General features: G+C 64.9%; 22 protein-coding genes and 1 pseudogene. 9 read left to right on the top strand and 14 right to left on the bottom strand.

Translation table 11 applies throughout. The annotated features are described in order from the left end of the window. Nucleotides 1–287 precede the first annotated feature (287 nt). From GM656_RS08040 to GM656_RS19600, 3 genes and pseudogenes are all read right to left on the bottom strand, one after another. Nucleotides 288–1,052: an IclR family transcriptional regulator gene (locus GM656_RS08040; protein WP_162413140.1), complete on the bottom strand. Its 765-nt coding sequence runs from the start codon at nt 1,050–1,052 to the stop codon at nt 288–290. Between the two features lie 360 nt (nt 1,053–1,412). Next, nucleotides 1,413–2,177: an IclR family transcriptional regulator gene (locus GM656_RS08035; protein ID WP_162413139.1), complete on the bottom strand. Its 765-nt coding sequence runs from the start codon at nt 2,175–2,177 to the stop codon at nt 1,413–1,415. Nucleotides 2,178–2,263: 86 nt separating this feature from the next. Then, nucleotides 2,264–3,309: pseudogene (locus GM656_RS19600) on the bottom strand (zinc-dependent alcohol dehydrogenase). Between the two features lie 91 nt (nt 3,310–3,400). On the opposite strand from GM656_RS19600, the gene GM656_RS08025 reads away from it, so the two are divergent. Beyond that, nucleotides 3,401–4,174, top strand: a complete 774-nt coding sequence (locus tag GM656_RS08025; protein WP_162413138.1) for an SDR family NAD(P)-dependent oxidoreductase — start codon at nt 3,401–3,403, stop codon at nt 4,172–4,174. A gap of 98 nt (nt 4,175–4,272) precedes the next feature. On the opposite strand, the gene GM656_RS08020 is transcribed toward GM656_RS08025, so the two are convergent. The 8 genes from GM656_RS08020 to GM656_RS07985 form a co-directional block, all read right to left on the bottom strand. Continuing rightward, nucleotides 4,273–5,427, bottom strand: coding sequence for an ABC transporter ATP-binding protein (locus GM656_RS08020; protein ID WP_162413137.1), 1,155 nt, complete (start codon nt 5,425–5,427; stop codon nt 4,273–4,275). Beyond that, a complete protein-coding gene (locus GM656_RS08015) occupies nt 5,427–6,575 on the bottom strand; it encodes an ABC transporter ATP-binding protein (protein ID WP_162413136.1) in 1,149 nt (382 codons plus the stop codon). Before GM656_RS08015 ends, GM656_RS08020 begins: the two co-directional genes overlap by 1 nt. A gap of 2 nt (nt 6,576–6,577) precedes the next feature. Next, nucleotides 6,578–7,507, bottom strand: a complete 930-nt coding sequence (locus GM656_RS08010) for a carbohydrate ABC transporter permease (protein ID WP_162413135.1) — start codon at nt 7,505–7,507, stop codon at nt 6,578–6,580. A 2-nt stretch (nt 7,508–7,509) separates the two neighbouring features. After that, a complete protein-coding gene (locus GM656_RS08005; RefSeq protein WP_162413134.1) occupies nt 7,510–8,460 on the bottom strand; it encodes a carbohydrate ABC transporter permease in 951 nt (316 codons plus the stop codon). A 49-nt stretch (nt 8,461–8,509) separates the two neighbouring features. Then, complete coding sequence (locus GM656_RS08000) at nt 8,510–9,853, bottom strand: ABC transporter substrate-binding protein (protein ID WP_162413223.1); 1,344 nt, start codon at nt 9,851–9,853, stop codon at nt 8,510–8,512. Nucleotides 9,854–10,306: 453 nt separating this feature from the next. Further along, a complete protein-coding gene (locus GM656_RS07995; RefSeq protein ID WP_162413133.1) occupies nt 10,307–11,539 on the bottom strand; it encodes a mandelate racemase/muconate lactonizing enzyme family protein in 1,233 nt (410 codons plus the stop codon). Between the two features lie 119 nt (nt 11,540–11,658). After that, nucleotides 11,659–12,522, bottom strand: a complete 864-nt coding sequence (locus GM656_RS07990) for a fumarylacetoacetate hydrolase family protein (protein WP_162413132.1) — start codon at nt 12,520–12,522, stop codon at nt 11,659–11,661. A gap of 856 nt (nt 12,523–13,378) precedes the next feature. Beyond that, nucleotides 13,379–14,230, bottom strand: a complete 852-nt coding sequence (locus tag GM656_RS07985; RefSeq protein WP_162413131.1) for a formate/nitrite transporter family protein — start codon at nt 14,228–14,230, stop codon at nt 13,379–13,381. A 321-nt stretch (nt 14,231–14,551) separates the two neighbouring features. Between GM656_RS07985 and GM656_RS07980 the strand changes: the two genes are divergently transcribed. Continuing rightward, entirely contained in the window at nt 14,552–15,094 is a 543-nt protein-coding gene (locus GM656_RS07980; protein WP_162413130.1) for a hypothetical protein, read from the top strand. Between the two features lie 38 nt (nt 15,095–15,132). On the opposite strand, the gene GM656_RS07975 is transcribed toward GM656_RS07980, so the two are convergent. The 3 genes from GM656_RS07975 to gvpA all read right to left on the bottom strand — a co-directional run bounded on the left by GM656_RS07975 (nt 15,133) and on the right by gvpA (nt 16,686). Further along, nucleotides 15,133–15,789 carry a helix-turn-helix domain-containing protein gene (locus tag GM656_RS07975; protein WP_162413129.1) on the bottom strand — a complete coding sequence of 219 codons (657 nt, stop codon included), beginning with the start codon at nt 15,787–15,789 and terminating at the stop codon, nt 15,133–15,135. Between the two features lie 79 nt (nt 15,790–15,868). Beyond that, on the bottom strand, nt 15,869–16,381 hold the full coding sequence (gene gvpO / locus GM656_RS07970) for a gas vesicle protein GvpO, halophile-type (protein WP_162413128.1): 513 nt from the start codon (nt 16,379–16,381) through the stop codon (nt 15,869–15,871). Between the two features lie 23 nt (nt 16,382–16,404). Next, nucleotides 16,405–16,686: a gas vesicle protein GvpA gene (gene gvpA / locus GM656_RS07965; protein WP_162413127.1), complete on the bottom strand. Its 282-nt coding sequence runs from the start codon at nt 16,684–16,686 to the stop codon at nt 16,405–16,407. Nucleotides 16,687–16,868: 182 nt separating this feature from the next. Between gvpA and GM656_RS07960 the strand changes: the two genes are divergently transcribed. Genes GM656_RS07960 through gvpM form a run of 7 tightly spaced genes read left to right on the top strand, consistent with a single transcriptional unit; the run spans nt 16,869 to nt 20,577 of the window. Further along, complete coding sequence (locus GM656_RS07960) at nt 16,869–17,516, top strand: GvpL/GvpF family gas vesicle protein (RefSeq protein ID WP_162413126.1); 648 nt, start codon at nt 16,869–16,871, stop codon at nt 17,514–17,516. After that, nucleotides 17,517–17,768: a gas vesicle protein GvpG gene (gene gvpG, locus GM656_RS07955; protein ID WP_162413125.1), complete on the top strand. Its 252-nt coding sequence runs from the start codon at nt 17,517–17,519 to the stop codon at nt 17,766–17,768. A 22-nt stretch (nt 17,769–17,790) separates the two neighbouring features. Next, nucleotides 17,791–18,639 carry a hypothetical protein gene (locus tag GM656_RS07950; protein WP_162413124.1) on the top strand — a complete coding sequence of 283 codons (849 nt, stop codon included), beginning with the start codon at nt 17,791–17,793 and terminating at the stop codon, nt 18,637–18,639. Continuing rightward, complete coding sequence (gene gvpJ / locus GM656_RS07945; protein WP_162413123.1) at nt 18,632–19,051, top strand: gas vesicle protein GvpJ; 420 nt, start codon at nt 18,632–18,634, stop codon at nt 19,049–19,051. Before GM656_RS07950 ends, gvpJ begins: the two co-directional genes overlap by 8 nt. Beyond that, the gene (locus GM656_RS07940) at nt 19,038–19,403 is read left to right on the top strand and encodes a gas vesicle protein K (protein WP_162413122.1); all 366 of its coding nucleotides are present in this window, start codon (nt 19,038–19,040) and stop codon (nt 19,401–19,403) included. The genes gvpJ and GM656_RS07940 overlap by 14 nt, the downstream gene beginning before the upstream one ends. Further along, nucleotides 19,396–20,253: a gas vesicle protein GvpL gene (gene gvpL / locus GM656_RS07935; RefSeq protein ID WP_162413121.1), complete on the top strand. Its 858-nt coding sequence runs from the start codon at nt 19,396–19,398 to the stop codon at nt 20,251–20,253. The genes GM656_RS07940 and gvpL overlap by 8 nt, the downstream gene beginning before the upstream one ends. Before the next feature lie 39 nt (nt 20,254–20,292). Then, nucleotides 20,293–20,577 carry a gas vesicle protein GvpM gene (gvpM, locus tag GM656_RS07930; RefSeq protein WP_162413120.1) on the top strand — a complete coding sequence of 95 codons (285 nt, stop codon included), beginning with the start codon at nt 20,293–20,295 and terminating at the stop codon, nt 20,575–20,577. Nucleotides 20,578–20,610 lie beyond the last annotated feature (33 nt).

The following is a 20,610-nucleotide window of genomic DNA, read 5'->3' as shown; positions in this document are numbered from 1 at the left end:
CATATTGTTGAACGAGCGTCTTCCTGTCAGTCGGTACGAATGACGCTCGAACAGCTAAGTCTTTCAGAGAAAATAGGGGAGGTAACTAATCACACATCCGATCGTAGGAACCGAAACTGAACGGATCCGAAAGGGAGAGTAGTGCCGCTGTCGCTCAATTCTACACTGATTGAGATAGGTACTCGGATCCGAAACAACATTATAAACCATGGACAGAACGTCTACCGCTCGTTCGGCAGATCGCGATCTTCTGCGCCCACACCGTTCAGTTATAGTGAACATCCGCGTCACGAATAGGTGACGTTCAGTTCGATCACGTTCGCCACTTCGAGGACCTTCTGGGCGAGTTCCTCGCGGAAGCGCTCGCCACGGAACCGGTTCGTCGGGCCGGAAACGCTGATCGCGCCGATGACCTCGTGGTCGTGGTTGAGAACCGGAGCGGCCACGCAGCGGAGGCCTTCGAGTCGCTCCTCGTCGTCGAAGGCCACCCCGCGGTCGCGGACGTCTGCCAGCGCGTCGGCCAGTTCCTCGCGGGTGTCGATCGCCTTCGGCGGTTCACCACCGAGGCCGTGACGGTCGACGATGTCGTCGACGCGCTCCGCCGGCAGGTGCGCCAAGATCGCCTTCCCGAGCGCCGTCGTGTGCAACGGGACCCGCGTGCCGATGTGGGCCTTGACCCGGACCGCTTTGTCGCCCCTGGCCCGGTAGAGGTACGAACCGCGGCCGTGCTCCTCGACGAGGATGTTCGCCAGTTCTCCCGTTTCCTCCGCTAACCGATCGACCTCCGGCTTCGCGATCCGGAACAGTTTCCGGTGGTGGCGTGCGTACGCGCCGAGTTCCAGGAACCGGAGACCAACCTCGTAGACGCCGTCCTGTTTCACCACGTACTCTTCCTGTTCGAGCGTACTGAGATAGTTGTGAATCGTGCTCTTGGGCACGTCGAGGTGCTGTGCCAGTTCGGTGACTCCGGCGCCGTCCAGGTCGCGGAGGGCGTTGAGGACCTTGAACGTGGTCTCGACGGACTTCACCGGGTTCCGGGCGGTGTTGGCCATAGCAGATGTATGGGGGCTCTACTACTAAACAGTTGTTCACCCATATGGGACGAATCCGCGTCGGAAGTGTGCTATCCGGCAGCCGAAGCGACCCCGGCGCGAATCGCCGCAGGTAGCTGATGCGAGGGAGTTCAGGTGACCTGGACGAACCGCGATGGTTTGCCAACCAGGCGATCACTGTGAGCGCGGTGTCTCGATCTGTGTGGTCTCGAACGGCAGTCTCGGTCGCTCTGTTCCGGACGCCGCGTCCGCAGTTGCTGCTCGCCTCCCGGCATTCGACAACCGGTGATACACAACCGTTCCATATACCGGAACGAGTGTCCGCCCGAGACGCCGGCCGAAATGCGGCGAACGGCTCTCTCAGGAGTGCGTCACGTTCAGCTCGATCACGTTCGCGGTTTCCAGTACCTTCTGTGGGAGTTCCTCGCGGAAGCGCTCGCCACGGAACCGGTTCGTCGGGCCGGCGACGCTGATCGCGCCGAGCACGCGGCCGTCGTCGGCCCGAACTGGCGCGGCCACACAGCGGAGGCCGTCGAGGCGCTCCTCGTCGTCGAAGGCGACGCCGCGCTCACGGACCGCTTCGAGCGACGCGTCGAGGGCGTCGCGGCTGTCGATGGACTGGGCAGTCGGGCCGCCCAGTCCGTGTCGCTCGACGATGTCGTCGACGCGCTCGCTCGGTAGATGTGCCATGATCGCCTTTCCGAGCGCGGCGGTGTGGAGGGGGATCCGCGTGCCGACGTGTGCCTTCACCGTGACGGCGTCGGCCCCTTGCGCCCGATAGAGGTAGATACCCTTGCCGTGTTCCTCCACCAGGACGTTCGCGAGTTCGCCGGTCTCGGCGGCGAGTCGGTCCACGTCCGGTTTCGCGACTCGAAAGAGTTCTTCGCGGTGTCTGGAGTACGCACCCAGTTCGAGAAATCGGAGTCCGACCCGATATCGGTCACCCGACTTCGTGACGTATTGCTCCTGTCTGAGGGTACTGAGATAGTTGTGGACGGTGCTTTTCGGGATGTCGAGATGTCGCGCCAGCTCCGACAGCCCCGCGCCGTCTAACCCCTTCAGCGCGTCGAGGATCTCGAACGCCGTGCCGACCGATTTGACCGCTGGTCTCTCGGTTCTCGCCATGCAAATCAGTACTCGTCACTTCGTGGCCGACAATATATAACGATTTTTAGTTAGAGAGGCGGCCGGGGCCGATCGGTCGCTCGGCCTCAGTCCCAGATTTGTGACACGTCGAACACCGGCTTGCACGTCTCGCCGGCGACGAACGCCTCGAAGGCCTCGTCCGCCGTTTCGAGCGAGAAGCGGTCGTCGATGAACGTCTCGCAGTCCACGTCGCCGCTGTCGATCAGCCGCAGCGAGCGCTCGAAGTCCTCGTACATCGACGCGTAGGAACACTGGAGGTCGATCTCAGAGCGGACCAGCGGCGAGTACTCCATCGTCGTCTCGCCCGTCTGGCCGACGAGGACGATCTGGCCGCCCTTCCGGACGGCGTCGACGGCCGACGGGAGTCCGGAGGGGTGACCCGTAGTGTCGAAGACCACGTCGTAGCCGATGCCGTCTGTCTGCTCCGCGCGGCGCGCCTCGAAGTCGTCCTCGGCGACGTTGATCGTCTCGAAGCCGAACTCCTCGGCGAGCGGAAGTCGATACTCGGCGTCGGGGCCGACGCCGGAGACGGTGACAGTCCCCCCCTGGGCGCTGGCGATCTGTGCCGTCAGCTGGCCGATCGGGCCCGGCCCCTCGACGAGGACGCGGTCGCCGGGGGAGACCCGGGAGTTCTCGATGACCGCGCGCGCGCGGCGATGCTCGTCGGCTCGACGACCGCGGCGTGTTGCTGTTCGACGGAGTCCGGGACGGGGTGGAGCGCCCGCTCGGGGACGGCGACGAACTGCTCGTACGCGCCGTCGTGGTCGACGCCGGTGATGACCGCGTTCTGACAGACGTTCGGCGAACCGATCTCGCACTGGTAGCAATCGCCACAGCCGCGGATCGGCCGCTCGACGACGCGGTCGCCGACCTCGAACTTCGTGACGGCGTCGCCTGTCTCGACGATACGACCGGCGTACTCGTGGCCGATGACGGTCGGGAGGGTCATCCGCTCGAAGGCCGATTCGAACTCGTAGATGCCCGCGTCGCTGCCACAGAGACCGGCGTAATCGACTTCGACGACAGCCTCGTCGGGGGCCGGTTCCGGCCGCTCTCTGTCGACGAACTCCATCGCGCCGCTGGTACGGCTAACTTTGGCTAATCCACGCATGTATATACGGTGTTCGTCGGTCCGTATAATTCTATGGAATCGCGCCGGACGGTCCACAAGCGTAATATACGAACCCTCCGTCGATTCTCACATGGTTTCCTACGAACACACGCCGGTAACGGTCAGTGACAAGCGCGCCGTGGTCGTCGGCGGGACCAGCGGCATCGGGCAGGCGATCGCGCTCGGCTTCGCCGCCGAGGGGGCGGACGTCATCGCCACGAGCCGAAGCGAGGACGCGGTCGACGCGACGGCCGACGCCATCGAGGAGCGGGGGGCGAACACCGCTCGCGTCACCTGCGACGTGACGGACGCGGACTCGCTCGAAGCGGTCCGCGAGGCGGCCGTCGACGCGTTCGGCGGCGTCGACGTGGTCGTCGCCTCCCAGGGCGCGATCTCCCGCAAGTCCGTCCTCGGCATCGACGACGAGGACTGGGACTTCGTCACCGACGTGGCGCTGAACGGCGTCCGAAAGGTCACACAGGCGTTCGCGCCCGCGATGGACGAGGGCGGCTCGATCGTCAACATCTCGTCGCTCGCCGCTCGGCTGGCGATGTCGAACCTCCCCGCCTACTCTGCCGCGAAGGGCGGCGTCGAAGCGTTCACGCGCGTCTCGGCGAAGGAACTGTCTCCGGACGTGCGCGTCAACGCCATCGCGCCGGGATACGTCATCACGCCCCAGAACGCCGACACCTACGCGGAAGGCACCGAGAAGCGCGAGCGCATCGACGATCGGTGTCCGCTCGGTCGTGTCGCCGAGCGCGAGGAGATCGTCGGCGCGGCGATCTTCCTCGCGAGCGACGCCTCGTCCTACGTCACCGGCGAGGTGCTCACCGTCGACGGCGGCTTCGCGGACAGCACCTTCTGAGCGCGGGAGCGCCCGCTTCATTTTTCGACACCGCTGCGCGCACACGGAGAGTCGACGACGGAACGGAGAAGAACGACGGCCCGCGGGCGAACCCCAGATTACAGCTGGAGCGTCTGCGCGGTGAGGTCGAGCTGGCGGTCGTGGAGCGCGTCTCCGGTCCGGTTGTCGAAGACGTGGACCGTGTCCTCGGGGATGTGGATCGTCGCACGCGACCCCTCGGCGACCTCGCGAAGTCCCGATGTGACCGCGACCATGTCCTCGGACATGTCGTCGGTCCCCGGGAACGAGAGGTGGACGACGTTCTGGTCGCCCATCGGCTCCACGACGGTCACGTCCATCTCGTACTCGTGGTCCGGGTCGTCCCCGACCGCCGCGTCGTCGAGCACGACGACCTCCTCGGGCCGGATGCCGAGGACGATGTCCGACGCCCCGTCCACGTCGTCGTCGATCTGCGGGCCGAACGGGTACTCGAAGTGGTCGTGGACGAACGACGACCCCTCGTAACTGCCATTGAAGAAGTTCATCGACGGCTCGCCGATGAACTCCGCGACGAAGAGGTTGTTCGGCTCGTGGTACAGCTCCAGCGGCTCGCCGACCTGCTGGAGCTCGCCCTGGTCGATGACGGCGATGCGGTCGGACATCGTCATCGCCTCGGTCTGGTCGTGGGTGACGTACACCGTCGTCACGCCGAGCTGGCGCTGGAGCTGCTGGAGTTCGGTCCGCATCTCCGCGCGCAGCTTCGCGTCGAGGTTGCTGAGCGGCTCGTCCATCAGGAACAGTTCGGGATCTCGGACGATGGCGCGACCGAGCGCGACCCGCTGTTGCTGACCGCCCGAGAGCTGGCCCGGCTTGCGGTCGAGCAGGTCGGAGATGCCCATCATCGACGCGACCTCCTCGACGCGTTCCTGGATGTCGCTGTCGGGCAGGTCCGTCGACTGCTCCAGCCCGAAGGAGATGTTCCGCCGGGCCGAGAGGTGGGGGTACAGCGCGTAGGACTGGAACACCATCGCGATGTCGCGGTCCTGCGTGTCCACGTCGTTGATGACGCGGTCGCCGAGGCGGATCTCGCCCTCGGTGATCGTCTCCAGACCGGCGATCATCCGCAGCGTCGTGGACTTGCCACAGCCCGAGGGGCCGACGAGCACGAGGAACTCCTCGTCCTCGATCTCGACCGACACGTCGTCGACTGCGACGACCTCCTCCTCGTCGTCCTGATACACCTTCGTCACGTGATCGAGTGTCAGACTGGACATTATACGTTTCGCACCTCCAGTTCGGTTTCGAGACGCCTGTTGTGCAAGGCGTCACCGGTGGCCGTCTCGAAGACGTGGACCGCCCCGGGGTCGATGGACACGACCACGTCAGTCCCCGCGTCGACGACGGTCGTTCCGGACGTGACCGCGTGCAGCAGTTCGTCACCGCCCGTGTCGTCGGGGTGACGCAGGTGGATCACGTTCTGGTCGCCGTGGGGTTCCACGACGGAAACGGTCATCTGGAACTCGTGGTCGCCGAGCGAGCCGGAGCCGTCCTCCGGGAACCGCCGGAGGTTGATGTCCTCCGGCCGGACGCCGAGGACGACGCCCTCGACGCCGCCGACGTTCTCTCTGATCGGCTCGTCGAACGGGTACTCGATGTACGTCCCGACGAACGTGCCGTTCTCGTTGGTCCCCTCGACGAAGTTCATCGCGGGCTCGCCGATGAACCCGCCGACGAACCGGTTGGCGGGCGCGTGGTACAGCTCCAGCGGTTCGCCCACCTGCTGGAGCGTCCCGTCGTTCATCACGGCGATGCGATCGGACATCGTCATCGCCTCCGTCTGGTTGTGCGTCACGTACACCGTCGTCACGTCGAAGCGGTGCTGGAGCTGCTGGAGTTCGGTGCGCATCTCCGCCCGCAGCTTCGCGTCCAGGTTGCTGAGCGGCTCGTCCATCAGGAACACTTCGGGGTCCCGGACGATCGCTCGCCCCAGCGCGACCCGCTGTTGCTGGCCGCCCGAGAGTTCCCCGGGCCGGCGGTCGAGCAGGTCGGAGATGCTGAGCAGGTCGGCGATCTCCTCGACGCGGGCGTCGCGTTCCTCGCTCGTGTACCCCGGCTCCTCCTCCAGCCCGAACCGGACGTTCTCCCGGACGGTCATGTGGGGGTAGAGCGCGTAGTCCTGGAACACCATCGCGATGTCCCGGTTCTGGGGCACGCGGTAGTTCATGTGCTCGCCGCCGATGTAGATACTGCCCTCGGTGGGGGTCTCCAGGCCGGCGATCATCCGCAACGTCGTGGACTTGCCACAGCCGGACGGCCCGACGAGCACGAGGAACTCGCTGTCGGGGATGTCGAGCGACAGATTCTCGACTGCCGTGGTGTCGCCGAACCGCTTCGTCAGATTCGATATTTCGATTCGTCCCATTGTTATCCTCCAGATTTCAGGCCTTCAGCGAACTGTTCTGCGAACGCCACGTAGATGATCAGCGTCGGCAGCGCCGCGAGGAACGCCGCGGACATCCGGATCCCGAAGTCGATCCCGGAGGTCGACGCCCCGACGGCCGGCAGGATCAGCGTCACGACCGCCTCGGGCGTGTCCGAGCCCGTGATGAGCGTGAACGCGAACAGGAACTCGTTGTAGATCTGGGTGAACTGGTAGATGAACACCACGCCGAACATCGGCTTCGAGATCGGCAGGATGATCCGGCGGTAGATCTTCGTGATCGACGCGCCGTCGATCTTCGCGGCCTCGACGTACGACGAGGGCAGTCCCTGGTAGTACGACCGGAACAGGATCGTACAGATGGGGATCCCGTACGCGATGTGCGTGATCATCAGCGGCACGAGATTCGCGTGGTAGTCCTGCAGGATGGGGGCCGCGACGAACAGCGGCCGCATCATCGAGGCGAGCGGGAAGATGTTGTTCCAGAACCGCGCGAGCGGGACCAGAACCGCCTGGTACGGCAGGAAGATGCCGATGAGGAACAACACGAGCATCCCCATCTGACCGCGCCAGTCGACCATCGTGAGGCCGTAGGCGGCCATGCTCCCGAGCAGGACGCTCCCGATGGTCGCCGGGATGGCCATGAACAGGGAGTTGAAGAACGCGCCCGAGAGCGCGTTCAGGGCGAACGTCATGTTGTCGAGCGTGAACCCCTCAGCGAGCGGCGGCATGAGCGGGATCGTCTCCGCGACGGCGCGGTTGGTCTTGAACGCCGTCATGATTCCCGTCTCGAGCGGTGCGAGGAAGAACCCGATGAACAGGATGACGAGGACGTACTGCCCGATCCGATTGAGGTCGAAGTCCTCGACGAGCGATGCCACGTCGAACGTCTGGTCTGATGATGAACCTGCCATTGTCAGAGGCTCCCCTGTCTGTACTGGTAGTAGAGATACGGTGCGATGACGCCCAGCGCCAGGATGAGCAGATACGTGGCGATGGCAGCCGAGTACGCCCACTTACCGAGTTTGAACGCCTGACGGACCATCAGCGTCGCCAGGATGTCGGTCCCGTTCGGCGGCCGGTAGCGTCCCGTGAGCGAGTACAGGAAGGTGAACGCCTTGAGCGCGAACACCATCAGGACGACGGCTGCGCTGACCGACGCCTCCTTGAGCTGCGGAATGATGATCTTGATGTACGTCGTGAGCGTGCTCGCGCCGTCGACCCGCGCCGCCTCGAACTGGTCGTCGGGCAGCGACCGCAGGCCGGCGAGATACACGACCATCGTGTACCCGCTGAACTGCCAGATGAGCGCGAAGATGACCGAGCCGAGCGCGATCGACGGATTCCCGATCCAGTCGACCGGCCCGATACCGATCCCCCTGGTGATGATGTTCATCAGCCCCACGTCGTAGTTGTACAGCCAGAGCCACACCTGCGCGGTGATGACGAACGACAGCGCCATCGGCAACAGGTAGATCGTCTGAACGGTGTTCTCGTGTCGAATGCCCTGATCCAGCAGGACGGCCAGAAACAGCCCAAGTAACAGACAGACCGTGGTAAACACGACCAGCAGTACGAGGTTGTTCTGTGCAGCGCTCAAAAACGCGCTGCTCTCGAACACCTGGGTGTACATCTCGAAGTCCAGATTGGTGTAATCTGGCGACTGAAGCCCGCGCGCGTCCGTCAGCGAGATCGCGGTGTTGAACCCGATCCCGCCGTAAACGGCGATCCCCATGAGGAGAAACGGTATCCCCCAGTACGGCGACGACCGGACGAGGTCGTTGTTGAGGAAGTACCGTACCTTGGTCTCCCAGCCGACCTCCTCCGTAGCCGGTGTCGTTGATTCTGTTGTGTCTGTAGTACCCATAGATTGAATTGGTTGTATGCTAACAAGTAAAGGTGCCGGTTAGGGCAACTTAGTTCGAGACGGCGCTCAGAAGCGCGTCAGCGGCGGCCTCGACGTCGTACGGTCCCATCATGTTCTCGCTCATCGCCGTCTTGCAGTTACCCATCTCCTCGGGCGTGACCGCCAGCCCGTGCGCGATGGTCGGCGGGTATCGGTCGGAGCTGGTGAGGTCCTCGTAGGTCAGCGCGATGAAGTCACCGAGCTGGCTGGAGTCGACGTCCGTTCGGAGCGGCACGGAGCCCTTGAGGTTGTTGAACGCCACCTGGGCGTCCGTCGTGCCGACGAACTTCTCCCACGCGATGGTCTCCTCCGGGCTCGGGTTGTTCGCGGGCGCGACGATCGCGTCGATGTGGTACCCGTAGGTACCCTCGGTGCCCGGGAACGGGATCCAGTCCCAGTGCTCCTCGAAGTTGAACGAGTCGTCGGTACGGAACTGGCCGGCGAGCCAGTTCCCCTGGTGCATGCAGGCGACCTCGCCGGCGATCATCTTCCCGCCCATGTCCGTGAAGCTGGACGTGGACGCGTCGTTGGTGATGTAGTTCTGCTGGATCTCCTTGACGAGCTCGAGCGAGTCGACGATCGCCTGTCGGTCGCCGTTGCCCTCGATGTAGTTCATGTACGCGTCGACGCCGGCCTGGCTCTGCAGGACCTGTGCCCACAGCTGGAGCACCGTCCACGGAGCGACCATCGCCTGTCCCATCGGCGCGATGTCCGTCTCGCTCTTGATCGCGTCGAGCGCGTCCATGAGCGACGGCATGTCGTTGAGGCTCTCGGGGTCGACGCCGGCCTCTTCGAACGCCGCGATGTTGTAGAACAGATTGTTCATCCGGTGCGATCCCAGCGGCACGGCCGGTATCTGGTCGTTGAAGGTACACAGCTCGACGGCGCGGTCCTGCATTACGTCCTTGTACCCTTCTGCCTCCCACACGTCGGCTTCGAGGTCCATCAGGTTGCCGCGGTAGCGTTCGAGGTTGTTGCCCGGCCAGTTGGCGAAGGAACTCATCGGGTTCCCGTTGACCATCCGCCGGAGGATCGTCGCGTTCAGATTGACGTTCGCGCTCGCACCGACAGCCTGGAACTTCGTCGGCATGTCGGGGTATTCGCTCTTGAACGCGTCGATGAGGGCGTTGACCGCGGCCTCACCGTCGCCGCCGGCCCAGCCGTGGAGGACTTCCAGTTGCGTGTCCCACTGGCTGCCACTGCCGCCGTCGGAGCTCGTGCTTCCGCCGTCGCCGCCGCTTCCGTCGCTTCCATCACTGCCTCCGTCGCCGGAGCTCGTGCTTCCACCGTCGCCGCCGTCGCCACCAGAACAACCGGCTACACCCGCAGCGATCCCCGCGCCGAGGGCCGCCATGTACTTTCGCCGGTCCGTGCTCACGTCTGGTCTGTCATTATCAGCCATACAGTATCCAGAAGAGAGGGACATACAAATAAATCTACCGGATCTTTATGGTAGATAATGCATTTATTCAGCATCTCCAACACGAGTACGGCCGCCTCACGGTTTGTGAATCGAGAGAAAGTCCGAAAAAAGGTTCGTGTGGTAATATTACACGGTTCGCGCGATGGCGCGCGCTCGAAGTAAACAAAGGCACTGGCCGTGACACGATCCGGTTCTGACGGGCGAACACATCGCCGCCGAGACCGAACGCCGCGGCTCACGCTGTGCGATCGGTCGCCGCCGTGACCGCCGCGGTCGGGCCGGTGCCAGAAGCGGCGGGTCGAGCGACCAGACCGACGAGCCCAACCGTACGCGACGCGATCCGATACGGCGTCTCGATCAGCTACTGCACCGGAGTGAGTCGCTTCACTCGTCGAACAGTTCCTGGCCGTCGGCGAGGTGCTCCTCGACGGCGTCGAAGTCCAGCGTCAGGCCAAGGCCCGGTTCCTCGGGGATGGGCATGTAACCGTCCTGGATGAGGTCGTCCTGCTCGACCAGGTCCTCCCACCAGCCCAGTTCGTAGGAGTGGTACTCGACGGCGAGCGCGTTCGGGATGGCCGCGCCGACCTGTGCGGAGGCCATCGTCCCGATGGGCGAGGAGACGTTGTGCATCGCGACGGGGACGTAGAACATGTCCGCGAGCGTGGCGATCTTCGCCGTCTCGCGCATGCCGCCGACCTTCGGGCAGTCGGGCGCGATGATGTCGACGGCCTGCTCCGTGATCAGATTGCGCTGGCCGTGCGTCCGGTAGACGTTCTCGCCGACCGCGATGGGCGTGCCGGTCGACTGCGTGACCTCGCGCTGGACGTCGTGGTTCTCCGGCGGGACGGGGTCCTCGAGCCACCACACGTCGTACTGTTCGAGTTCGCGCGCGAGGCGCTTGGCGCTCCCGCTGGCGAAGGCCCAGTGGCAGTCGAAGGCGGCGTCGGCCTTGTCGCCGACGCGCTCGGTGACGCGCTTGACGATCTCGGCCTTGTGCTCGATCTCCGGCTGGCGGAGGTGGCGGTTCGCGCGGTCCTTCTCGTGGCCGCTGGGCACGTCGAGGTCGAACTTCAGGGCGTCGTAGCCCAGTTCGTCGACGACGCGCTCGGCCTCGTCGGCGCAGGCTTCGGGGTCTGCCTCCTCCTCGGTGTGGCAGTCACAGTACGTCCGGACCTCGTCGCGGTACTTGCCGCCCAGCAGCTGGTAGGCCGGCACGTCGAGGATCTTCCCGGCGACGTCGTGCAGCGCAAGCTCGATACCGGAGATAGCCGCGATGTCCTTGCCGGCGACGGAGCCCTCGCCGGACATCTTCTGGACCATGTGCTCGTAGAGACGATCGATGTCCAGCGGGTTCTCGCCGACGACGAACGGCTTCAGTCGCTCGATGATCTCCGGGATCGCACCGCCCCAGTAGGCCTCGCCGTTCCCGGCGACGCCGGCGTCCGTGTACACGCGGACGAGCGTCCAGGGGTAGTTCCCGTCGACGATGACCGTCTGTACGTCCGTGATCTCCACGTCACGCCGCTCGCCGCGGGAGTCTGTGAGTCCCATGGTCTCCGCCGAGAGGTCGCGCATGGTGTACTCTGCATTCGGGTCTCGTAGGTCTGCGTAGCTCATGCGTCACCCGAAACTCTCCGTCCACGATAAAAACAGTTCCGGGTCAGACCGTCTTCACGGCCGCTCCGCGGGCAATCGTAGCCACTCGAACGTCGGCGAAAACGCAGTTCCCGACCGGATTAGACGACCGTGACGGTGTTCCTGAGCGTACCGATCGACTCGATAGTGATCGCGACTTCGTCGCCCTCCTGCAGGGTGAAGTCGTCGTCGGGGACGAGGCACGTCCCGGTGAGCAGCACGGACAGTTCCGGGACGGCGTTGTGTGCGGTGTACGTCGAGACGAGCCCCTCGCAGGTGCGATCCATCTCGCTCGTGTTCGTCTCGTCGCTGTAGAGACACTCGCCGTCCCGGTGGATCGTCATCGAGAGCGACAGGGAGTGCGGGTCTTCGATGTCAGTGACGACCGTCGGCCCGACGGAGCAACAGCGGTCGTACACCTTCGCCTGCGGGAGATAGAGGGGGTTCTCGCCCTCGATCGACCGGCTGCTCATGTCGTTGCCGATGGTGTAGCCGACGATGTCGCCCTCATAGAGCACGATTCCGAGTTCCGGTTCCGGGACGTCCCACTCGGAATCCGCGCGGATCCCCACGTCCTCGTCCGGGCCGACGGTTCGATTCGGCGTCGACTTGAAGAAAATCTCCGGCCGCTCGGCGTCGTAGACGTTGAGGTACATCTCGGGCATGTCGCTCTCGTCCTTGCGGGCCTCCTCACTGATCTGGTAGGTGACGCCCGCGGCCCACACCTCGTCAGCGGTGACGGGATCCGCGGTGTTGGCTTCCAGTTCCTCGGAAGAGATCGTCTCCGCGGCGGCGAAGTGTCGCGACGCGAGTTCGTCGGGCCCGGTATCGGCGATCGAGGCCGCCCTGAGGAGATCACGAAACGTCCGGAGCTGTGACTTGGCGCTGGTCAGATCGTAGGTGTCCTCGCCCGCCGACACGGCTAACCGCTGGGAATCGCCGCCGCGTAGCTGGTAGTACCTCATAAACAGTAGCAGACTATAATTGTACAAAAATATTGTGTTGCCGGCAGTAAAATTCGCTCGCGTGCGTTCTCACCTTCGGGAATCTGACATCGCGATTCGCCGCTCACGTCGTGGATCGAGCGTTTCGTCCCGTCCCGTCGGGACGACTCCCCTCTCGCCGTCCTGGCTTCGGTTTCGCCTATTTCGACCGACAGGACCGCGACCCGAATCACTGTTCAGTATTGGTGAACAGCGTGGATGACAGACGTACATTAGTTATTTTGTCCCTCGCTGGCAGGGCCGCCGTTACCACGTACTGTAGGGCCGAGCGGAGGATAACGACGCGGATCGGAGTCGCCGCAAACACGGCTGACTCGGTTGTGGACTCGGCGGAGTTTGTTCCATATTGACGAACGCACTTTCATCAAACGTGATCGTATCCCCCGTTTTCGGGAATGCCTGTGTGGAAAGGAGGTACTATATAATACTTTCGTCCAATTCCCCAGACTGGTGGTCGACAGAGATCCGCGTCACCGTGTCGGACACGAACGGACCGAAAGCACGTCGACACAGCCAACTACCGCCGTCTCTGATTACCATCTGTTGTCAGTTCTGCCAGATATATCCCCATCATACCGAAGACACAGTCATATACTTCTATTCTGAGATCTGGAAAACCACCTCGCACCTTTTTTGATTGTATATGCGTTATTTATCTCTATTCTGTCCCGTTCTCTTGCCGAACTACCAAAATATTGTGGCGACCGCCGCGATATTTCGTCTTTTCTGCCCCGGTCGCTGGTTCTGGACGTATCTCTGCCAATCTATAGCCCTATCTCTGCTGAACGTGACCAGGGCATACCGAGATGCGAGGACGTCACTCGGTGCCGGTCCCGTCCGGCACCGTACTCCCGCGGACGACGTGGCCGTATTTCAACACGGCGACGAAGATCGAGCCGCCGATCGCGTTGCCGACCGTGGCCGGGACGAGGAACCGAGCGAAGTCCAGCATCGTGAGCGATGGTGCCACGAACACGCCCGCGAGGACTTCCACCGTGCCGGCGATGCTGTGCGGGAGGTGTGCGAAGCCGATCGCGGTGGCGATGATCCAGACGAACAACAAGCGCGCGACGGACTCCTGTGCCGCCGCGACCAGCCACGAGAGCAGGCCCATGAGCCAGCCGGCCAGAACCCCGGCCGCGAGGATAATCTGCCATCTGTGTTCTGTCAGTGACTTCGCGATCTCGACGAACGCGCTCGCGTCGGCGACGCCGAGACCCGGGGCGACGAAGACGACGATCGCCGCGAACACTGCGCCGCCGACGACGTTCGCTCCGTAGACGATCCCCCAGAGACGAGCCAGCTGTCCGAGGTTCGCCTGTCCGTCGAGGACCGGGAGCACGGCCAACGTCGTGTGCTCGGTGAAGAGCTCGGACCGGCCGAGCACCACGAAGACGAATCCGATCGCGTAGGCGTTCGCCAGGACGAGTTCCTCGACGAGCGGGGCGGTATTTGCGGACTCGGACACCGTCAGCACGATGGCCATCAGCAGCGGCCCGAACCCGATATCCAGACCCGCAGAGAGCCCGGAGAGCGCCAGGCCGTCCGCGGGCCGGTTGAGCTCGCTCAGGCCCTCACGAATCTGTACACGGAGGATGTTCTCCTGGTCCGCTCGCGTGTCGGTCGTCGCCTCGACGCTGGCGTCCGCGTCGGATCCGCTGTCCGTCATCAGTCGTGATCCCCCCCGGGCGACACTCCCGATAGCGTCTCGAACGACCGCTGACACGGCGAATCGGACCTGGATCGGGACCCAACCCACTCCGTTCCCGCTGCTTCGATCGTTTCGCGTCCGGGGGCGCGGACGGCGAATCGAGTGGACGGCATCGGAGAGGCGTACGCCGTCGGGAGGTATTCCTCCGGTGGTTGCAGGCGCAAGCCAGTTCGTCCACTGCGGACGCTCTCCGGGCCCGATGCGTTCAGGTCGTGGCGCGACAGCGTTGCACTCGAAGGCCACAGCAGTATCCTCGTGGCCCTCGTCCGTCGTATCGTAATGAGTGATTCCACTATCGATGCGCGACTCGAACACGTCGAACGAACGCTCGATTTCGTCTTCGCGGCCGACGTGGCCAAGGAGATCCTCCAGGCGGTCGATTTCGAGGCGATACTGGCCGACGAACCGGCGGAGAACCCCGTCGACGTCGACGACCTCACGAAGGCGGTCGGTCGACCGGTCGGCCGTCTCCTCGTGGCCCGGCTGATCGACGGAACTGGTGTCGGAGGCCTCGCCAAACGGACGCTCGGGAGCGAAGTCGGAAGTCGTGTCGCCAGCAAGACGTTCCGCGTCGCCGCCGAGAACGTCGACGTGAACGCCGCCACCGAGCGGCTCGTCGAACTCGACGAAGAAACCCTGCCCGGACCCGCCCTGCGCGAGACGCTCGAACCGATGGTCGGCGACAGCGACGTCTTCGATTCGGATCTCGGGGACGCTCCCGCAGACGCCGGCGCGGACGGAACCGGTATTCGCGACGCGAGCGGTGACGGTCACAGCGGTGCGGTGAACGCCACCGATTCACCCGACGGTTCGCCGCCCTGACTGAGCCGTGGCGAGGCCGAGACCAGCGCCCGGCCCGCTCACGTCGAATCGGTTCCGACGAGGAGCGTGTCTTCGACGAGCGCCTCGGTACCACGGTGGAGTCGCTCGGAGAGGGCCTGGTGGGTGATGCCGAGTTCGTCCGAGAGCTCTTCGAGTGTCCGTTCCTGGGGCACCGAGTAGTACCCCTCTTTCGCCGCCAGGACGAGCGCGTCGTACTGTCCCTCTGTGAGACCGAACCGGCCGGCCGGCTGTCCGTCCAGCTCTCGAATCGAGTCGATATCGAACGTGAGCCCGTGCTCCGCACAGAAGTCGTGCGTCTCCGAGAACTTGTCCCGCGTCGGGAACATCACCCGGAGACACCACTCCTCTCGTTTGCCGTACGCGTCGAGGATCGTCGCTTCCCCGTTCGTGAGCATCCCAAGCAGGAGCTGCACGTGGTCGACCCAGTCCATCCGGTAGAGGTACTCGTCGTCGAAGTCGGCGAGCAGTCTGACCCTGTCGACGGTCGAGTCCGCGTCGAACGCGTCTTCCAGTTCCAGGCGGTCGACGTTGCGCGCCCAGAGTAACGGCATGACCGCCTCTTCGCCGCTCTTGATTATTCGCTCGCACTCGAACCGGGTCGTCGGCTCCGTCTCGAGCGTGTGTACGAGCGCGAACTCTTCGGCCGGGATCGTTCCGGTAACGATTGTCGCCATTCGTCATCTCACCCCTCTACCGAGGGCCAAGACGCCGTTCTGTATCTATGCATCGTCGGTCGAAGTGGTTGGCGTGTCGTCATTCGAATCCCTCCTGTCGATCGGTGTCGAGTCTGCGGTAACGCGAGCGGCGACGGTAGCCGGTCACCGTCCCGTCGCCGTCGAACGTGAGTTCGTAACAGCCCAGGATGTCCTGGGTGTCCGGGACCGCGCGCCGCTCGACCACTTCGACGACCGCGATCCACCCGTCGTCGTCCGCGTAGACCTCGACCACGCCGTCGAGCGGTCGCTCGATCAGTTCCGCGGCGACGGACTCGGCTTTTCGGCGGATCTCGACGAGCGGGGCGACCTCGCTGATAGCGTCCGCCTCGTCTCCGCCGGTCGAGTCGCCATCTGTGGACGAGTCGTCGGTCTCGGACGGGCCCTCGCTGTCGTCGTCCCGCTCGGCCGTCTCGTCATCGCTGTCGACGGTCGGATCGGACTCGTCGTGCTGGTGGCAGAACGTACCGTCGGACGCCGAGTGTTGACATCGGTCGCCGTCGCTGGTGAGCGCGCGGCACTGGTCGGTAGTCTCTGCGTCTGTTTGTGACATGGGTTCGAACTATCCTCCGAGCGTTACTGGGAGGGCGCCTGCTGGTAGTTGTCCGGGCGGGCGGGCTTCTCGATCTCGATGTCTTTCAGCTCCTCCATGTCCCCGGATTGGCTCGCCTGTTCGATCTTCGTGATGTTCTCCGCGTAGTGGAGGAACGTGTCGACGGAGGCGGCCACGACGCGTGCTTCGACGGTGAGGATCTCGATGCCCACGACGGAAACTCGCGCCCAGATGTCGACGACGAGACCCTTGTCGAGGATGCGGTCGAGCACTGCTGCCAGGCTGCTGGAATCGGGGTTTGCCATACCTCTCACGAGGGGAGAACGGTACCTGTCACTGACGCTTGCAGTTGCAGGCCACCGACAGCCCAAGAGAGGCCCACTGTGGCGCGATTCGCTCACGCAGTCCGAGAAGCGCCACCGCTGACCACCTCAGGCTTGCGACTGCCAGCAGCAACGCTTCGTCACTATGAAGCGGTGTTTTGCACATGAGCGCCGAACAGACCGTCGCCGACGAAAAGCTGTACGTGTACGGGATTGTCGAAGACGAGGCGATCGACGTCTCGACGACGGGCGTCGAGGCGGCGAGCGACGTGTACACGATCTCTCACCGGAAACACGCCGCCGTCGTCAGCGGCATCGACACGCTCGATCCTGACGAGAGCGACGAGAACGCGCGCGCTCACGACGACGTCCTCCGCGAGGTGATGACCGCGGGCGACGGTCGCCCGGTCGTCCCGATGCGCTTCGGAATGGTGTTCGACTCCGAACGCGCGCTGAAGAACGTCCTTCGGAACAGCCGGGTCGAACTCACGGGCTCGCTCCGGCAGGCCGCCGGCCGCGAGGAGGTCGGCATCAAAGTGCTCGTTCCGGAGGGGGGCCTGACCGATCCCGACGACACGCGCGCGGCCATCGAGGCCGAACTCGACGACCACGCCGAAGACGTCGAAGACGGCGACCTGTTCAGCGACCGACTGCTGATGAACCGCGCGTACCTCGTCGCCCGCGACGACCGCGAGCGGTTCGACCGGGCCGTCGACGCCGTCCGCGAGGGTCACCCCGAACTCACCGTCCAGTACTCCGGGCCGTGGGCACCCTACAGCTTCGTCGACTTCACCATCGCGACGGAGGCCTGAATGTTCCTCCTCGACGATCTGTTCCTCAGACCGATCACGTCCCTGCTGACGGTCATCCACGACATGGCACTTCAGGAGCGCTACGACGTGGAACGGATCCGCGACGACCTCAAAGAGGTCCGTCTGCTCTACGAGGTCGGTGAACTGGACGCGGACGCGTACGAACGGCGCAAAGCGACCCTCGAATCCGAACTCGAAGTCGCCGAGGCCGCCCGCGAGCGACTCAGCGGTAGAGTCGAGGTCAAACGATGACGAACCCGACGACGATCACACTATGACACAGAACGCACACGGCCAGACGGCCGACGCGCTCCTCAGTCGTATCGACGATCTGCTATCGAGTGCCGAACGGGCGGCGGCCGGCCACGACTCGGTCGAGCGAGCGATCGACTCGCTCGACGACGCCCACGACGTCGCCGACTCCGTCGAGGAGTTGCTCGGAACGGTCGACCTGACGGACCTCCTCGGCGAGATCGAGTGGGAGTCGCTCCCCGAGGCGATCGAACTGGAGGAGGTCCCCGACGCCATCGAGGACCGCAATCCCACGGCCGCGGTGAAGTTACGCAAGCTCCTCTCGGTGACCGACATGTCGGAGGTCTGGGACGCGGTCGACGCCAGGGCCTTCTGGCGACAGTCCCGGGAACTCGACGACGAACTGGACGATTTCGACGAGGAATCCGACGAGGGGTTCTTCGAGGGGATCTCCCTCGACGGACCGTTCGCCGACGACGACGGCTCCGGCGACGAGACGGCCGACGAGGCGTCCGCCACCGACGGACTGGGGGGGCTGGGTCCGGACGACGACGGCTTCGACCCCGAATCCCTCGAAAACGCAATCCAGTCGCAGATCAGCGACTCGGTCGGGGCGTTCCGCGAGCGCATCCTCGAAGCCCGCGAGCGCCTGCAACAGCTGCGGAAGGAGAACATCGAACAGAGCGAGCGGCGACACTCGAAGACGTCGAACTCGCGAAACCCGACGGCAGTGTCGACCATGTCGTCCCAGCGCCCGTCGTCCGGGCGCGCCGCGTTCTCGACGGTCCCGGAGGAGACCCGGTACTCGACCGCGCCGAACCGACGCCGGATCTACGGGAGTCGGTTCGACGAGGAGGAAACCGATGAGTAGTCCGGGCCCGACCCGCGCCTCTGCCGACCTCGCGGACGTCGTCGAGTTGCTGCTCGACAAGGGACTGGTCATCAACGCCGACATCGCCGTCTCCGTCGGCGACACCGAGCTGCTGGGGATCCAGATTCGGGCCGCCGTCGCGTCTTTCGAGACGGCCGCACAGTACGGACTCGAATTCCCCGAGGGGACCGACCAGGAACGAATCGAACAGGTCGCCAACCGGAACCGGCTCGGACCGCCGCACGAGGGCAGATTCGAGAGTCCGAAGGAAAGCGTTCCGGACACGCCGACTGCCGAAGTGCCCGACGGCGAGCGCACCGAGCGAGCCGCGACCGAGGCGGCGGACGAAGCGGGGGCCGAAAGCCCCGCTGGAGAGGCGACGAACGGAGGATCGAACGGTGACGACGATTGACGTCGACGGCGAGGACGCCGGCGACGGCCTCCTCTCGCTGGTCGTCGCCGTCGTGGAGTTGCTGGTCGAGGCGATGGAGCGGGAGGCGATTCGGCGGATGGAGTCCGGGCGCCTGAGCGACGAGCAGGTCGAGCGACTCGGCCAGCAGCTACAGGCCATCGAAGCCCAGATCGAGGAGATCAAGACGAACACCGGGATCTCGACCGAAGTCGATCGAATCCGCTCCGACCTCGACGGGCTGGTCGCCGACGCGCTCCAGTCCGTCGATCCCGAGGACCCGACCGCCGGCGTCGCGGCCGACACGAGTCCGTCGACGTCGCGGACGACCGACGACGGAGGGACCCGTGACTGACAGCACCGAGGCGGTCGGCGACGCCGGCCCGGACGGCGAATCCGCCGGGACGGGCCGCTACCTCTACTGCGTGGCCGCCCTCATCGACGCGCCCGAGGTCGCGGACGGCACCGGACTGTCGACGGACGGCGTCGACGGCGAACGACCCTACCTCGTCCTCGACGACGGGGTCGGGGCGGTCGTGCACCGCCGGAACGACCCCTACGACTCGAACGACGGAGCGACGGTCAAGCGGTGGCTGCTCGAACACCAGGGCGTCGTCGACGCCGTCCACGACCGCTTCGGGACCCCGCTACCGGTCCGGTTCGACACCATCGTCGAGGGCGACGACGAATCGGTGGCGGCGTGGCTGGAGCGAACCGGCCCGACGCTCCGGTCGGCGCTCGACGACCTCGCCGGCCACAGCGAGTATCGCATCGAACTCCGCTGTGACGCCGACCCGTTCGGAGCGAGCGCGGTCGACGCGGATGCGCGCCTCGACGAGCTTCGAGACGACGCGACCGAGGCCGGCTCCGGTACCGCCTTCCTGCGCGAGAAGCAGGCCCGGCAGCGTGAGCGGTCGCTGGTCGCGACCGAGTGGCGGGAGACGGCGGCGGCGGTCCGCGAGACTCTCGCGTCCCACGCGACAGAAGTCGAGTCCGTCGACCGAACCGTCTCCTCGCTCGTCGAGACGGACCGGGCCGACGACGCGGACTTCGAAACGACGTTCGCCGCGCTTGCCGACGACGCCGCGGCGACCGCCATCGGGGAGCGCCTCGACGAGGTGGCCGCGACGCCCGGCGTCGAAGTCCGTTACACCGGTCCCTGGCCGCCCTACACCTTCGCACCGACGCTGGAGACCGACCAATGACTGCCGAACGCCGCCTTCACGGCGTCTCCACAGTGAGCAATGGAACCCACCCGTGAGGGCGACGCCGTCGTCGACCTGCTCGACGTGCTCCTGCGCGACGGCGTCGTCCTGCAGGCGGACGTCGTCGTCACGGTCGCGGACGTTCCACTCATCGGAATCAGTCTCCGTGCGGCGATCGCGGGCATGGCGACGATGCGGGACTACGGCTACTTCGAGGACTGGGACGACGACGCGAGGGCGGCCATCGACGGGAGCGAAGCGGCCGACGGACGCCGTGATCGGACGGGTTCGGGTCGGCCCGGAGACGGCGAGAGCGGGCTGTAGCGGCAGCTCGGATTCGATCGCATACTGGCCCGA

The sequence above is a fragment of the Haloarcula salina genome (assembly GCF_010119195.1).
In the GTDB taxonomy this organism is placed as follows: domain Archaea; phylum Halobacteriota; class Halobacteria; order Halobacteriales; family Haloarculaceae; genus Haloarcula; species Haloarcula salina.
This window is presented reverse-complemented; position numbering and strand designations above follow the sequence as displayed.